We start from the raw sequence: 14,253 nt of genomic DNA, 5'->3' as shown, positions 1-14,253 counted from the left end.
AGATTGGGGGTCATGCAGGACCTACCCCAGCCGACGACGCTGCGAGACGGCTACGGCCGTGTCGCCCGTGATCTGCGGGTGTCCGTGACCGATCGGTGCAACCTGCGCTGCACCTACTGCATGCCTGCCGAGGGCCTGCCGTGGATGGCCAAGCCCGAGATGCTGACCGATGACGAGCTCGTCCGCCTGGTCGGCCTGTTCGTCGACCTCGGCGTGACCCAGGTGCGGCTCACAGGGGGCGAGCCCTTGCTGCGACGCTCACTCGTCGACGTCGTACGCCGCATCGCAGCTCTTCCTGATCGTCCGCGAATCGCCTTGACCACCAACGGGATCGGCCTCGATCGACTCGCGGCTCCGCTCGCCGACGCCGGGCTCGACCGCGTCAACGTCTCGCTCGACACGATCGATCCGCAGGTGTTCCGCCGGTTGACGCTGCGCGACCGGTTCGGCGACGTCGAGTCCGGCCTCAAGGCTGCGGCCGACGCGGGTCTGACCCCGGTCAAGGTCAACGCCGTCGCGATGCGCGACGTCAACGACCACGCGGTCGCGGACCTGCTGCAGTGGTGCCTCGACCGCGGCTACGAGCTGCGGTTCATCGAGCAGATGCCGCTGGACGCCCAGCACGCCTGGCAGCGTGAGGCGATGGTCACAGCGGCCGAGATCCACGAAAGGCTGGGGGAGCGGTTCACCCTGACCCCGCTGCCGGACGCTGACCGGGGCAGCGCGCCGGCAGAGCGCTTCCTGGTCGACGGCGGTCCGGCGACGGTGGGCGTCATCGCGAGCGTGAGCGCACCCTTCTGCGGGGCGTGCGACCGCACCCGCCTCACTGCGGATGGGCAGGTGCGCAACTGCCTGTTCTCCCGGGGCGAGACCGACCTGCGGGCGCTGCTGCGCGGCGGTGCCGACGACGAACGGATCATGCGGGCGATCGTCGGTGAGATGGCGGTCAAACGGGCCGGGCACGGCATCGACGACCCGGCGTTCGTCCAGCCCGACCGGCCGATGTCGAGCATCGGGGGATAGGGCTCAGTCGAGCTCGTCGACGTCGATCACGTCGCGCAGAAAACCACGCAACGACAGGAAGTCGCTCAACGACTCGACGTGCTCGTCGCACGCGAGCCAGACCTTCCGGCGCTCGGGCGCGTGCAGCCGCGGGTTGTTCCACCGCAGGGCGCGCGTCGCCGTACGCCGGCAGGCCTTCGCGCTGCAGACCAGTGCGGGATCGGTCACGAGTGTGCGTGCCCCGGACCGTGGTGGTGCCGCTCGATGTGGTGCGGCGGGTCGTCCGGCGTCACCGAGCCCAGCACGTCGATGCGCTTCTGCTGCGCCGCGTTGGCCGCGACGACGGCGACATAGGGCAGGACGACGGCGAGCGAGACGCAGATCCAGCGCAGCGGCCCTGTGAACACGACGGCGAGGATGAAGCACACCGTGCGGATCCCCATCGAGATCAGGTAGTTGCGCACCCGCTTGTCGTGGTCGCGCTGCGGGTTGACCGGCAGCATCGTCGCCGATGGGACGGCGTCTGCGTGCTGGTCGCGCTTGCTCATACCTCCACCGTACGCCGCCCCCGTCTCGGGCTCGGCGGGCTACCCCTGGGTAGCGATGTAGCGTGCCGTCCGAGCGGTGCGCAGGCGGTGCGCGCCCCAGCGGAAGGACGACGTTGACCACTGCACCCGAGCCCCGCAACGTGCTCGTGACCGGAGGCAACCGAGGCATCGGCCTCGCGGTCGCGCAGGCCTTCGTGGCGGGAGGGGACCGTGTGGTCGTCACGTCGCGATCGGGCCAGGCGCCCGAGGGACTCGACGCGGTCGCCTGCGACGTGACCGACAGCGACTCCGTCGATGCTGCGTTCACCGCGGCCGAGGAGATGCTCGGCGGGCCGGTCGAGGTGCTGGTCGCCAACGCGGGCATCACCCAGGACACACTGCTCATGCGCATGTCGGACGACGACTTCGGCAGTGTCGTCGACACCAACCTCACCGGTGCGTTCCGCTGCGCGCGGCGCGCGAGCAAGGGGATGCTGCGGCTCAAGCGTGGCCGGATGATCTTCGTCTCGAGCGTGGTCGGTCTCTACGGCTCGCCCGGTCAGGCCAACTACGCCGCCAGCAAGGCGGGCCTCGTCGGCCTGGCCCGCTCGATCACCCGCGAGCTCGGCGGCCGGTCGATCACCGCCAACGTCGTGGCACCCGGTTTCATCGACACCGACATGACCCGAGCCCTGCCCGACAAGCAGCGTGACGCCTACCTGCAGGCCATTCCGACCGGGCGGTTCGCCGAGCCCGACGAGGTCGCGCGCACGGTGCGGTTCCTCGCGAGCCCCGACGCGGCGTACATCACCGGTGCCGTGATCCCGGTCGACGGCGGCCTGGGCATGGGCCACTGAGATCCGCTGCAGCACAACGCAACTCACCACACAGCAAGGATTCGCATGGGACTTCTCGACGGCAAGAAGCTGGTCATCACCGGGGTGCTGATGGACACCTCCATCGCCTTCCACGTCGCGCGTCTGGCGCAGCAGGAAGGTGCCGAGATCGTCCTCACGTCGTTCGGGCGGACGATGAAGATCACCCAGACCATCGCCAAGCGCCTGCCGTCGACGCCCCCGGTCATCGAGCTCGACGTGACCGACCGCGAGCACCTCGACACGCTCGCCGACCGGCTGCGTGAGCACATCGACTCCGTCGACGGCGTGCTCCACTCGATCGGCAACGCCCCCAAGGAGGCGTTCACGTTCATGGACGCCACGTGGGAGGACGTCGCGCCGGCCCTGCACACCTCGGCGTACTCCCTCAAGGGCCTCGCCTCCGCGGTGCTGCCCCTCATGCACGAGGGCTCCTCGGTGGTGGGCCTGACGTTCGACGCCCAGTTCGCCTGGCCCGTCTACGACTGGATGGGCGTGGCGAAGGCCGCGTTCGAGTCGACCAACCGCTACCTGGCCCGCGACCTCGGTCCGCAGGGCATCCGGTGCAACCTGGTGTCCGCCGGTCCGATCCGGACGACCGCTGCCAAGTCGATCCCGGGCTTCGAGGCGTTCGAGACGGTCTGGGGTGAGCGCGCCCCGCTCGGCTGGGACATCCGTGACGCCGAGCCTGCCGCACGTGCGTGCGTCGCCCTGCTGTCCGACTGGTTCCCGGCGACGACGGGCGAGATCGTCCACGTCGACGGGGGAGTCCACGCGTTGGGCCAGTAGGGCGCCTCATGCCTGCGCGACGTGGCTAGGCTCGACCGCATGAACGAGGCGCACGACGACGCGTCGGGCTCGGGTGTGGTGGCCACCGAGATCAGGCTGCTCGAAGGCCCGAACCTCTACTTCACCCGCCCGGCCGTGAAGGTCTCTCTGAGGCTCGGTGGGCTGCTCGACCTCGACGACACGGTCCTCGCCGAACGCGCGACGGCTCTGAGGCTGCGCGCGGGTTCGCCCGGGCCCGCCGGCAGCGAGGCGCGACAGCGCCACCTGCTGCGGCTGGTCGAGAAGGTGCTGCGCCGCCTCGCGCAGGCCGGCGGTACGACCCGCCTGGGCGTGCGCGTACGGCCGGGCGGCAGTCCGGACACCGTGGTGGTCGCGTTCCCGCTGAACAGCCACGACCGAGCGAGGGCGCTCGCCGAACAGCTCGAGACGCTGCTGCGCCGGATGGCAGCAGGCGCCCTCTCCGACGTTGATGTACGCGCCGCCGGCGCCGAGGTGAGAGCGGTCCCGGCTGGCTCCCCACCGCAGCCGGTACGCCCGTCCGTGCCGGTCATCGCGATCACCGGTACCAACGGCAAGACGACGACCACCCGGCTGGTGGCGCACATCGGCATGACGGCCGGGATGCGTACGGGCTGGAGCTCCACCGACGGCGTCCTCGTCCAGGGCGAGCTCATCGAGCGCGGCGACTACTCCGGTCCGGCGGGCGCCCGCGCGGTCCTGGACGCCGACGGCGTCGAGCTCGCGGTGCTCGAGACCGCCCGCGGTGGGATGCTGTTCAAGGGTCTCGGCGTCTCGTCGAACGACGTCAGCGTCGTGACCAACGTGAGTGCAGATCACCTGGGCGTCCAGGGGATCGAGACCCTCGACCAGCTCGCCGAGGTCAAGGCGATCATCACCAAGGTGACGCGCCCCGACGGCTGGTGCGTGCTCAACGGCGATGACCCGCGGGTCTGGGCGATGCGTTCGGGTGCGAGCGGCCAGCCGTGGTGCTTCTCGCTCAACCCCGACTCACCCGCGCTCCGAGAGGCACTGCAGGAGCACGGCCGGGGCATCACGATCCTCGACGGTGACATCGTCGTCCTGCGGCCCGGCCGCGGGCTCGAGCGCCTCGTCAGCGTGCTCGACGTCCCCTCCACCTTGTGCGGGCTGTCCGAGCACAACACGGCCAACGCCCTCGCCGGTGCCGCGGGTGCTCTCGGCCTCGGGATCCCTGTCGAGGCCGTCGTCGAGGGTCTGAAGACGTTCGCACCCGATCCAGCACACAACCCGGGGCGCATGAACATCTACACCCTTCCGCTCGCGACCGCGGCGGGCGAGGTGTCCGTGATCCTCGACATGGCGCACAACGAGGCGGGGCTGGACGCTCTCCTCAACGTCGCGACGGGACTGCGCCCTCCCGGCTCCGAGCTGCTCCTCGGCCTCGGCACCGGCGGTGACCGCACCGATGAGATCCTGGTCAACCTCGGCGAGATGGCCGGGCTGCGGGCGGACCGTGTGCACATCGTGCACAAGGAGCACTACCTGCGCGGACGCACCATGGCCGAGCTCGAGGGCTTCCTGCGCGAAGGTCTCACCCGCGGCGGCGTGGTGCCGCTGAGCTCGTCCGAGACCGAGCTCGAGGGTCTGCAGGCTGTGCTCGCGACCGCTCGTGACGGTGACGTCGTCACGATCATGTGCCACTCCCACCGCGCTCAGCTGCACGACTGGCTGCTCGCGCACGGGGGTCTTGTCGACACCACGGCCGACATCCGTCGCAAGGTCGTCCTGGCTCGCGGCGAGCACGAGCTCGAGGCGGAGATCGCCGCGGTGTGGCGCGACGACGACGCCCAGCGTCGGATCGCCGCGGCCGCTGAGCTGCTGCAGCGTCGGCCCGCGGACGCACGGCTGCTGTTCGAGTCGGCCAGCACGTACGACGCCGCCGGTGAGGAGGCGCACGCGGTCCTGCTGTACGACCGCGCTCTCCAGGCCGGGCTGCGCGAGCCGCACCGCCACCAGGCCCTGCTGCAGAAGGCGTCCAGCCTGCGGCACCTGCACCGCTACGACGACGCGTTGGACGTGCTCGACGAGGCCGCGACACAGCGGCCCGACAGCCCGGCGCTGGCCTGCTTCCGCGCCTTGGTGCTGCACGACCTCGGACGCGACGACGCAGCCGTGCCCGAGCTGCTGCGTACGGTGCTCGGCCACGCCGCGGACGCCGATGTCGAGCTCTACCGCGATGCCCTGACCAGGTTCGTCGACCAGACGTGGCCCCCGCCGTTGCAGGAGCTCAGAAGCTCACCTGCCACCGGGTGATCCGTCCTTCGCCGGCGCTGTAGGGGTCGTAGACCCACAGGTGCCAGATGCCGTCGATGCGCTCGTGCGAGATGTCGACGTCGTACGACGCGGGCAGCGGCTCGTGCAGGTCGCGGCCGTCGGAGGTGTGCAGGCGGTAGTACGAACCGCCGGGGGCCTGCAGCCACAGGGCCAGCCCTCCCGCGAACGGGTGGACCATCTCGACCTGGACCTGCAGCTCGGCCGGCTCGAGCTCGTCGATGCCGTCGACCTGAAGGGTGCTGCTCGTCCACTGGCGCGGTGTGACGGCGTGGATGCCGGCACCCACGAAGACCAGTGGGGCGTGGTAGGTCTCGTGGGCGGACGGCAGGTCGGGTTCGGACATCGGGCGCGAGACTACTCGTCGATCTCACTCGAGTCGGCGGAGACGGTCTCGATGGCTGCGCGCACCTCGGTCTCCTCCGCCGAGGCTGCTGCAGCGGCCTGCGTACGCAGCTCCTGGACGTCGAGGTCGGGATCTCCCGGGTTGTCCTCGTCGCTACGCGAACCCGCGGTCGCAAGATGGCTGCGCTCCTCGAGCTCGGCGAGCACCTTGGCGTGCTGGTCGACGCACAGCACGGTGACGTCACCAGGGTTGGCGAGCAGCAGGGCGTGGCGTACGGCCGAGATCTCGTCGAGCACCGTCTCGATGTGCCGGCACCGGGCACCATCACGCTGAGCCGCCTCGGCGCCCTCGCGCACCAGACGCGCCGCCTCGCCCGCGGGCCTGCGACGCAGGTTGTCGTCCTCGCGCACCACCAGCACGTCGAAGTGCTCAGCGGCGATCGCACCCAGCTCGCGGATGTCGTCGTCGCGGCGGTCGCCCGCAGCACCGACCATGCCGATGCGCGAGATGCGGTGCTCGACCGAGCCCTGCCGCTGCTTGACGTAGGACTCGACGAAGTCACCGAGCATGCGCATGCCGGGCGGGTTGTGGCAGTAGTCGACGAACACCTCGACGTTGCTGACATCGATGCGGTTGAGGCGCCCGGGCGACTGGTAGTAGCTCGTGCTGAACGTCCGCAGGCCCTGGCGGATGTCGTGCAGCGGCGCCTCCAGCGCGAAGGCCGCGCCCGTGGCGGCGAGGGCGTTGGCGACGTTCATGCGTGCCGCCCCGCCGAACGTCGAGGGCAGCAGGTGCGTCCACGCGAGCGGCATCGACCGTCGTCCCTGGCGCAGCACGATCATCTCGCCGCGATCGCTGGGCTCCAGCACCACAGCACGTCCGCCGCGGCGGCACTGCTCGTCGATGAACTGGCGAACGGCCGACTGCGGCGGTTCGAGGCTGAACCACACGACCGACCCGCTGCACCGGCGGCGCATCGCCCGGACCAGTGGGTCGTCGGCGTTGAGGACCGCGAAGCCGTCTCGGGGCACCGCCTCGACGACGACCGCCTTGACGGCCGCGAGCTGCTCGAGGGTGTTGATGCCACGCATGCCCAGGTGGTCGGGCTGGATGTTGGTGACCACGGCGACGTCGTTGCGGTCGTAGCCCAGGCCTTCGCGCAGGATGCCACCGCGGGCGACCTCCATGACCGCTAGGTCGACGCGGGGGTTCTGCAGCACCATGCGGGCGGACCGCGGGCCGGACGCGTCGGCCTTGATGACGAGGCGTTCGTCGATCACGATGCCGTCGGTCGACGTCATGCCGACCTTGCGGCCGAGGCCCTTCATGATGTGGGCGAGCATCCGTGAGGTCGTGGTCTTGCCGTTGGTGCCGGTGACGGCGACGATCGGTACGCGCGACGGCGCGCCGGGCGGGAACAGCAGGTCGACGACAGGCTTGGCGATGAACTGCGGCTCACCGACCGTGGGATGCGTGTGCATCCGGAACCCGGGCGCGGCATTGACCTCGCAGATCGCACCTCCGGTCTCGCGCACGGGTGCGGTGATGTCCGGACAGATGAAGTCGATGCCGGCGACGTCGAGCCCGATCAGGCGCGCGGCCTCCTCGGCGATCTCGACGTTCTCGGGGTGCGCGTCGAACGTCCGGTCGACCGAGATACCGCCCGTCGACATGTTGCCGGTGCGCACCAGCCGCACCGTCTGCTCGGCCTTGGGGACGTCGTCGAGCTCGTAGCCCTGCTCGCGCACCAGCTCGATCGCGGCGTCGTCGACGACGATGCGGGTGAGGACCTTCTCGTGCCCGATGCCGCGGCGGGGGTCGCTGTTGGCGATCTCGACCAGCTCGGTGACGGTGTGCTCACCGTCACCGACGACATGCGCCGGCACCCGTTCGGCGATCGCCGCCATCCGACCACCGATGATCAGGCACCGGTAGTCGCGCCCGGTGATGAACGACTCGACCTGGACGACGCCGCGCCGCGACTGCGCCTCGGCCAGCGGGAACGCCGCGCGTACGGCGTCCTCGTCGGCGAGGTCGAGGCACACCCCGCGGCCGTGGTTGCCGTCGAGCGGCTTGACGACCACGGGGTACCCGATGCGGCGCGCGGCTGACACGGCGGCGTCCGCGGTGCGTACGGACTCGGCCTTGGGCACCGGCAGACCGGCTGACCCGAGCAGGCGCGTGGTGAGGTTCTTGTCGCCGGCGATGTCGACGGCGAGCGCGGAGGTGCGCGAGGTCATCGTCGCGCGGATCCGCTGGGCGTGCACGCCCTGACCGAGCTGGACGAGGGAGTGCTCGTTGAGCCGCGTCCACGGGATGTCGCGACTCGCGGCCTCCTCGATGATCGCTGCCGTGGACGGGCCGAACGACAGACGCTGGGCACGTAGCTGGAAGCGTTCGAGGGCCTCGTGGAAGTCGAAGCCGTCCTCGGCGCGGACGAGGTGGTTGACCAGGCGCACGGCGAGCTCGCCGGCCGCGAGTCCGACGCGCTCGTCGGTGAAGGAGTAGATGACGTTGTAGACGCCCGGCCGTCCCTTGACCATGCGGGTCTTGCCGCGGCGCATGTCGTGCCCGACCTCCTGCTGCAGCTGCAGGGCGACGTGCTCGGCGACGTGGCCGAGCCAGGTGCCCTCACGCAGCCGCTCGACGAAACCGCCGCGCTTGCCTCGCGAGCAGGTGTGGTCGTGGATGCCGGGCAGCAGCTCCAGGAGCGTGTCGGTGAAGCCGGGCAGCGTGTCACTCGGATAGCCCTCGAGCACACCGAGGTCGACGACCAGGTGGATCGCAGGGTCGTACGACCACACGTTGGGCCCGCGGTAGACCCGTTGCTCGAGCAGTCGTAGCTCGGGTGCGGCGGGACCGGTGGGGGTCGGTCGGTCAGCGCTCACGGAGGGCCTCCGGTCGGTCGTGGGCATCTCCTCGGGAGAGGTGCGCGGATGAGTCAGTGGTGCAGTGCTGCCGCGGCTGTCGCCGTGTCGTGCCGGTCCTTGGACGAGGTGACGGCCGAGTCGGCGTAGCGCTCGACGAAGTCGGTCAGCTGGGCGGTCTCGAGGTCGAACAGCGCGCCGTAAGGCAGTGTGTGCACGGTCGCACCGCTCACGAGCAGCGGGGCGTCGCGGCGGGCGAGATGGGCGTCCGTGGTGGCCTGTCGCGCGTCGACGACGAACACCGCTCCGGAGCCGACCACCGACAGCTCGCGTTCGTCGGTGACCTCCGCCGCGGTGTCCTCGTCGATGCCCATGCCGAGCAGCGACGGCGAGCCCGCGACCAACGACAGCAGCCGCCCGTAGCGCGCCCGCTGGTCGAAGTGCTGGTCGACGATCACGCCGGGGAGGAGCCCGAGGCCGGCGGTGAGCTGGCTGGAGCGTTGCCGTGGCGTGACGCCCTCGTCACCCATCGAGATCATGAACTGGCTCATCACCGAGGCACCGGCTGACGTCCCGGCGATGACCGCGCCGCGCTGGTACGCCGTGAGCAGTGCCTTGCCGAGCGGGGTGCCGACGATCAGCTGCGACAGCTTGAGCTGGTTGCCGCCGGAGATGAACACCCCGGTCGCCGCGTCGACCTCGGCAGCCAGGTCGGGGTCGGAGCTGGACTGTCGCGTGGCGGGGTTGATCGCGGTGACCTCAGGCGCGCCCAGCCGGGTGAAGACGGTGCGGTAGACGTCGATGACCTCGTCCGGCACGGACGACGCCGTCGGGATGATCACGATCCGCGCACGCCGTCCGCCCGCCAGTCGTACGAACCGGCGCAGCACCGTGACCCGGCCGACCTTGTCCTCGGCGCCCCCGATGATGAGCAGCGAGCGGCGGGTCGTGGGGGTGTCAGCCATGGGCCGAGTTTAGGGCGAGGGCGGCGTGTCGCGGAGAGGCTGCTCACGCTCGGCGTGGTCGAGGACGTCGGCGTCCTCCACCTCCTCGCGTGAGATGCCGAGCATGAACAGCACCGCGTCGAGGTAGGGCACGTTGACGGTGGTGTCCGCCTGCTCCTGCACCACCGGCTTGGCGTTGAACGCCACTCCGAGGCCGGCCGCAGCGAGCATGTCGAGGTCGTTGGCGCCGTCACCGACGGCGACGGTGCGCGACAGGGGCAGGCCGGCGGCGTCGGCGAACCGGCGCAGGGCCGCGGCCTTCTCGGCGCGGTCGACGACAGGCCCGTCGACGCGGCCGGTGAGCCGGCCGTCGACGACCTCGAGGCGGTTGGCGTGGGCGTGGTCGATGCCGAGCTCGCGGGCGAGGGGCTCGACCACCTCGATGAACCCGCCGGAGACGACGGCGACGGTGAACCCGAGACGCTTGAGGGTGCGTACGAGCGTGCTGGCCCCGGGCGTGAGCCGCACCGCTGCGCGGACCTCGTCGAACACGCTGACCGGCAGACCTTCAAGAGCGGCGACCCGCTGGTGCAGGCTCTGGGCGAAGTCCAGCTCGCCGCGCATGGCGGCCTCGGTGACCTCCGCGACCTGACGCTCGCGTCCGGCATGGGCGGCGAGCAGCTCGATGACCTCGTCCTGGATGAGGGTGCTGTCCACGTCCATGACCAGCAGGCGACGCCCGCGCCGTGCGAGACCGCCCGGTGCGACCGCGACGTCGACCCTGTGCTCGGCCGCCACCAGGGCCAGGTCACGCCGCAGTGTCTCGACCTCGGCGCCGGACACGTCGATCTCGAGCGTCGTGACCGGGTCGCGCGACAGCCTGCGGACACGGTCGATGTTGGCGCCACGGTCGGCGATGCACCGCGTCACCGCGGCGACCGCGCCGGCGAGCAGGGGAGCGGCCAGGACGACGACCGAGACACGACCGCTGCGGCGCGGGCGGTTGTCGCCCTCGCCCAGTGCGACGTCGATGTCGAGCTCGACCTCGGCGGCGGTCGTCCGCAGCGCCTGCTCGACGTCCTGAGGCGACGCTGCTCCGGGATCGATCAGCAGCGTGAGCGTGAGCCGCCCACGGACGACGTTCTGCTCGATGTCGAGCACCGCCGCGTCGTAGGCCGCCATGGCTGCGAGCACGCTGCTGGTCACGCCCGGACGGTCGGCGCCGGTGAGCGTGGCGAGCAGGGTGGTACGAGTCGTCGGCATGGCACCAGATCATGGCGCCTCGGCTACTCGGGGACGACGGTGCCCTTGCCGATGACGGTGATGCCGGACTCGGTGACGGTGAACCCGCGGGCCCGGTCGTGCTCAGCGTCGACCCCGATGCTGACGCCAGGAGGCACCCGCACGTCCTTGTCGAGGATGGCTCGGCTGATGGTGGCGCTGCGGCCGATCTCGACGCCGCTCATCAGCACCGAACCGTTGATGGAGGAGAAGCTGTGCGCCCTGACGGTGGGGCTGAGGACCGAGTCGGTCACGACGGCGCCGCTGACGATGCACCCGGGCGAGACGACGGAGTTGAGCGCGACGCCCCGGCGCTGTGAGGCACCGGTGACGAACTTGGCCGGCGGGAACGACCCGTAGCTGGTCATGATCGGCCAGTCGTAGTTGTAGAGGTTGAACACCGGGTGGATGGACACCAGGTCCATGTGTGCGTCGTAGAACGAGTCGATCGTGCCCACGTCGCGCCAGTAACCCCGGTCTCGTTCGGTGGCTCCCGGGATCGTGTTGTCGCGGAAGTCGTAGGCGTAGGCGCGCTCCTGCTCCACGAACCACGGCACGATGTCGCCGCCCATGTCGTGCGCGGAGTCCTCGCGAGCGGCGTCCTGCGTCACGGCGTCGATGAGCGCGTCAGCGCTGAAGACGTAGTTGCCCATCGAGGCGAGCACCTCGTGCGGGTTGTCGGCGAGTCCGACCGGATCAGAAGGCTTCTCACGGAACGCACCGATGCGTCGGTCGTGCGACTCGTCGAGCTCGATGACCCCGAACTGACCGGCCGACCCGATCGGCTGCCGGATGGCTGCGACCGTGACGGCCGCGCCCGTCTCGACGTGCTGCTGGACCATGTCGCTGAAGTCCATGCGGTAGACGTGGTCGGCGCCCACGACGACGACGATGTCGGGCTTGTCGTCATGGATCAGGTTGAGGCTCTGGTAGATCGCGTCGGCCGAGCCGGCGAACCACTGCTTGCCGACCCGTTGCTGCGCGGGCACGGGCGTGACGTAGTTGCCGAGCATCGTCGACATCCGCCAGGTCGTCGTGATGTGCCGGTCGAGGCTGTGCGACTTGTACTGCGTGAGCACGACCATCCGCAGGTAGCCGCTGTTGGCGAGGTTGGACAACGCGAAGTCGATGAGGCGGTAGATCCCACCGAACGGCACCGCCGGCTTGGCGCGGTCGGCCGTCAACGGCATCAGCCGTTTTCCTTCACCGCCCGCCAGGACGATCGCCAGCACCTTCGGACCACCGCTCGTCGCCATGGCTCGACGATAGGCCGTCCGGCGCCGCCGGCGCGCCCCTCGGCGTACGGTCGTCGCGTGAGAGTCGACCTGCTGACCAAGGAGTACCCGCCCAACATCTACGGCGGAGCCGGGGTGCACGTCAGCGAGCTGGTCCGTGCGCTGCGGGCGAGTCGCGTCGACGTCCAGGTCCGGGCCTTCGGCGAGCCGGTGGCCGAGCCCGGCACGCACGGCTACGCCGACCTGCCCGAGCTGGCGTCCGCCAACGCAGCGCTGCGTACGCTCGGCGTCGACCTCACCATCGCCCAGGACTGCGCCGGCGCCGACCTCGTCCACTCACACACGTGGTACGCCAACATGGCCGGTCACCTGGCGTCGCTGCTGCACGGCGTCCCGCACGTCGTGACTGCCCACAGCCTCGAACCGATGCGCCCCTGGAAGGCCGAGCAGCTGGGCGGCGGCTACCGCGTGTCGTCGTTCGCCGAGCGCACCGCGTACGAGTCCGCGGCCGCGGTCATCGCGGTCTCGGCGGGCATGCGCGACGACGTCCTGCGCAGCTATCCGGACCTCGACCCGGCACGAGTTCACGTGGTGCACAACGGAATTGACGCCGACCTGTGGGCTCGCGACACCAGCGACGAGGCCCGAGCCGGCGTCGTACGCCACGGGGTCGACCCCGACCGTCCGAGCATCGTCTTCGTCGGACGCATCACCCGGCAGAAGGGTCTGCCCTACCTTCTGCGCGCTGCTCGTGAGCTGCCGCCCGAGGTGCAGCTCGTCCTGTGTGCGGGTGCTCCTGACACGCCTGAGATCAAGGCCGAGGTCGAGACCCTGATCGCCGAGCTGCGCACCGCACGCGACGGCGTCGTGTGGATCGCCGACATGCTGCCGCGCGCGCAGGTCGTCGGACTGCTGTCGGCAGCCACCGTGTTCGTGTGCCCGTCGGTGTACGAGCCGCTCGGCATCGTCAACCTCGAGGCGATGGCCTGCGAGGCCGCTGTCGTCGGCACCGCGACCGGCGGCATCCCGGAGGTCGTCGTCGACGACGGCGACGCGGCCACCGGGTGGCTCGTGCCGATCGAGCAGGTGGCCGACGGCACTGGGGCGCCGGTCGACCCGGACCGCTTCGTCGCCGACCTCGCGGCGACCCTCACCCGAGCGGTGTCGGACCCGGCCGAGGCCCGGCGGCGCGGACTCGCCGGACGGCGGCGGGCGATCGAGGCGTTCGGCTGGCCGGCCATCGCCGAGCAGACCCGTGCGGTCTACGAGCAGGCGCTGCAGGCCTGAGCGTCAGCGTCGGCCTCGCATCCCGGCGAGCGACTGCGCGGCCGCCGTCGTCGCACCGGCCAGCGCCGCCTCAGCACCGCCGGACAGGTCCAGCAGCACGCGGTGGCGGCGGGAGTCGGTCGAGACGTCGTGCGCAGGGGAGTGCTCGAGTGCCAGGTCGCACGCCGCGACGACGGTGCCCGCGAGCTGGATGATGCGCAGCGCGCGGCCGGGGAGCCCCTGCGGCAGACCCCACTCGCGCATCGCGGTGCGCTCGTCCGCCATCGCGCGCAGCGGCGATCCCACCCACGGCTTGGCGTCGAGCGCGTCGAGCTCCTGGGTCGCGTCGATGAGGTGCTCACGCAGCGCCCGCTCGATCTCGGACTCGTCCATCGCCTCCAGCAGGTGCGCGGGGACGGGGTCTGCGTCGTACGCCGTCCACGTCACCTGGGTGCCGGTGTCTCCCTCGGGCCCGAACTCCTCGACCGCGGGTACGAGCGCCCCACCGATCGCGGGGACGAACACGCACTCACCCGCCTCGGTCGCCGCTCCGATCAGGTCGGTGTTGCCGCGCGGCATGGTCGCCAGCTGGCCGGGCCGGGGGAGCGCCACGCACAGCACACGCTCGCCGAGGTCCTGCCACAGTCGCAGCCGGTCGGCGGCACCCGAGACGTGGTCGATGTCGGGCAGCGCGTGCTCCAACGCGTCGTCGACATCGAGGTGACCGGCGTACGCGGCGGTCACCCACAACGACAGCCGGACGCTCGCGGGCAGGGTGGACATCGCAGCCATCGTAGGTGTCCTAGGGTCT

The 14,253-nt window shown here is 70.8% G+C and carries 13 protein-coding genes; 5 read left to right on the top strand and 8 right to left on the bottom strand.

Translation table 11 applies throughout. From position 1 onward, the window contains the following. Positions 1–12: 12 nt before the first annotated feature. Entirely contained in the window at positions 13–1,023 is a 1,011-nt protein-coding gene (gene moaA, locus VV01_RS08705) for a GTP 3',8-cyclase MoaA (RefSeq protein WP_050671820.1), read from the top strand. A 3-nt stretch (positions 1,024–1,026) separates the two neighbouring features. Here moaA and VV01_RS08700 read toward each other — a convergent pair whose 3' ends face one another. After that, the gene (locus tag VV01_RS08700; RefSeq protein ID WP_050669535.1) at positions 1,027–1,230 is read right to left on the bottom strand and encodes a hypothetical protein; all 204 of its coding nucleotides are present in this window, start codon (positions 1,228–1,230) and stop codon (positions 1,027–1,029) included. After that, positions 1,227–1,550, bottom strand: coding sequence for a DUF3099 domain-containing protein (locus VV01_RS08695; RefSeq protein WP_050669534.1), 324 nt, complete (start codon positions 1,548–1,550; stop codon positions 1,227–1,229). Before VV01_RS08695 ends, VV01_RS08700 begins: the two co-directional genes overlap by 4 nt. A gap of 113 nt (positions 1,551–1,663) precedes the next feature. On the opposite strand from VV01_RS08695, the gene VV01_RS08690 reads away from it, so the two are divergent. The 3 genes from VV01_RS08690 to VV01_RS08680 are packed head-to-tail and all read left to right on the top strand — an operon-like array spanning position 1,664 to position 5,485. Beyond that, positions 1,664–2,386, top strand: coding sequence for a beta-ketoacyl-ACP reductase (locus VV01_RS08690; RefSeq protein WP_197275012.1), 723 nt, complete (start codon positions 1,664–1,666; stop codon positions 2,384–2,386). A 45-nt stretch (positions 2,387–2,431) separates the two neighbouring features. Continuing rightward, on the top strand, positions 2,432–3,193 hold the full coding sequence (fabI, locus tag VV01_RS08685) for an enoyl-ACP reductase FabI (RefSeq protein WP_050669532.1): 762 nt from the start codon (positions 2,432–2,434) through the stop codon (positions 3,191–3,193). 39 nt (positions 3,194–3,232) lie between these two features. Next, a complete protein-coding gene (locus tag VV01_RS08680) occupies positions 3,233–5,485 on the top strand; it encodes a tetratricopeptide repeat protein (RefSeq protein WP_050669531.1) in 2,253 nt (750 codons plus the stop codon). On the opposite strand, the gene VV01_RS08675 is transcribed toward VV01_RS08680, so the two are convergent. From VV01_RS08675 to glgC, 5 genes are read right to left on the bottom strand one after another with little or no spacing between them, the layout of a single operon-like run. Beyond that, positions 5,460–5,849, bottom strand: a complete 390-nt coding sequence (locus tag VV01_RS08675; protein WP_050669530.1) for a proprotein convertase P-domain-containing protein — start codon at positions 5,847–5,849, stop codon at positions 5,460–5,462. The two genes, VV01_RS08680 and VV01_RS08675, sit on opposite strands and share 26 nt — an antisense overlap. 11 nt (positions 5,850–5,860) lie before the next feature. Next, positions 5,861–8,737: a cyanophycin synthetase gene (cphA, locus tag VV01_RS08670; RefSeq protein WP_082221211.1), complete on the bottom strand. Its 2,877-nt coding sequence runs from the start codon at positions 8,735–8,737 to the stop codon at positions 5,861–5,863. Positions 8,738–8,790: 53 nt separating this feature from the next. Beyond that, positions 8,791–9,681 (bottom strand): cyanophycinase, encoded by an 891-nt coding sequence (locus VV01_RS08665; protein ID WP_050669529.1) that lies wholly within the window; start codon positions 9,679–9,681, stop codon positions 8,791–8,793. A 9-nt stretch (positions 9,682–9,690) separates the two neighbouring features. Further along, positions 9,691–10,923: a phosphoserine phosphatase SerB gene (gene serB / locus VV01_RS08660; RefSeq protein WP_050669528.1), complete on the bottom strand. Its 1,233-nt coding sequence runs from the start codon at positions 10,921–10,923 to the stop codon at positions 9,691–9,693. Positions 10,924–10,946: 23 nt separating this feature from the next. Continuing rightward, positions 10,947–12,197, bottom strand: coding sequence for a glucose-1-phosphate adenylyltransferase (gene glgC / locus VV01_RS08655; protein WP_050669527.1), 1,251 nt, complete (start codon positions 12,195–12,197; stop codon positions 10,947–10,949). Between the two features lie 57 nt (positions 12,198–12,254). Here glgC and glgA point away from each other — a divergent pair, with 57 nt between their 5' ends. Continuing rightward, positions 12,255–13,463 (top strand): glycogen synthase, encoded by a 1,209-nt coding sequence (glgA, locus tag VV01_RS08650; RefSeq protein WP_050669526.1) that lies wholly within the window; start codon positions 12,255–12,257, stop codon positions 13,461–13,463. Between the two features lie 3 nt (positions 13,464–13,466). On the opposite strand, the gene VV01_RS08645 is transcribed toward glgA, so the two are convergent. Then, the gene (locus VV01_RS08645) at positions 13,467–14,225 is read right to left on the bottom strand and encodes a hypothetical protein (protein WP_071606538.1); all 759 of its coding nucleotides are present in this window, start codon (positions 14,223–14,225) and stop codon (positions 13,467–13,469) included. Positions 14,226–14,253 lie beyond the last annotated feature (28 nt).

The sequence above is a fragment of the Luteipulveratus halotolerans genome (assembly GCF_001247745.1).
Taxonomy (GTDB): domain Bacteria; phylum Actinomycetota; class Actinomycetes; order Actinomycetales; family Dermatophilaceae; genus Luteipulveratus; species Luteipulveratus halotolerans.
This window is presented reverse-complemented; position numbering and strand designations above follow the sequence as displayed.

Excerpts from the sequence above, each read along its gene's own strand:
- VV01_RS08695 (WP_050669534.1), bottom strand. The coding sequence starts at position 1,550 with ATGAGCAAGCGCGACCAGCACGCAGACGCCGTCCCATCGGCGACGATG.
- serB (WP_050669528.1), bottom strand. The coding sequence starts at position 10,923 with ATGCCGACGACTCGTACCACCCTGCTCGCCACGCTCACCGGCGCCGAC.
- VV01_RS08675 (WP_050669530.1), bottom strand. The coding sequence starts at position 5,849 with ATGTCCGAACCCGACCTGCCGTCCGCCCACGAGACCTACCACGCCCCA.
- glgC (WP_050669527.1), bottom strand. The coding sequence starts at position 12,197 with ATGGCGACGAGCGGTGGTCCGAAGGTGCTGGCGATCGTCCTGGCGGGC.
- VV01_RS08645 (WP_071606538.1), bottom strand. The coding sequence starts at position 14,225 with ATGTCCACCCTGCCCGCGAGCGTCCGGCTGTCGTTGTGGGTGACCGCC.
- fabI (WP_050669532.1), top strand. The coding sequence starts at position 2,432 with ATGGGACTTCTCGACGGCAAGAAGCTGGTCATCACCGGGGTGCTGATG.
- VV01_RS08665 (WP_050669529.1), bottom strand. The coding sequence starts at position 9,681 with ATGGCTGACACCCCCACGACCCGCCGCTCGCTGCTCATCATCGGGGGC.
- VV01_RS08680 (WP_050669531.1), top strand. The coding sequence starts at position 3,233 with ATGAACGAGGCGCACGACGACGCGTCGGGCTCGGGTGTGGTGGCCACC.
- moaA (WP_050671820.1), top strand. The coding sequence starts at position 13 with ATGCAGGACCTACCCCAGCCGACGACGCTGCGAGACGGCTACGGCCGT.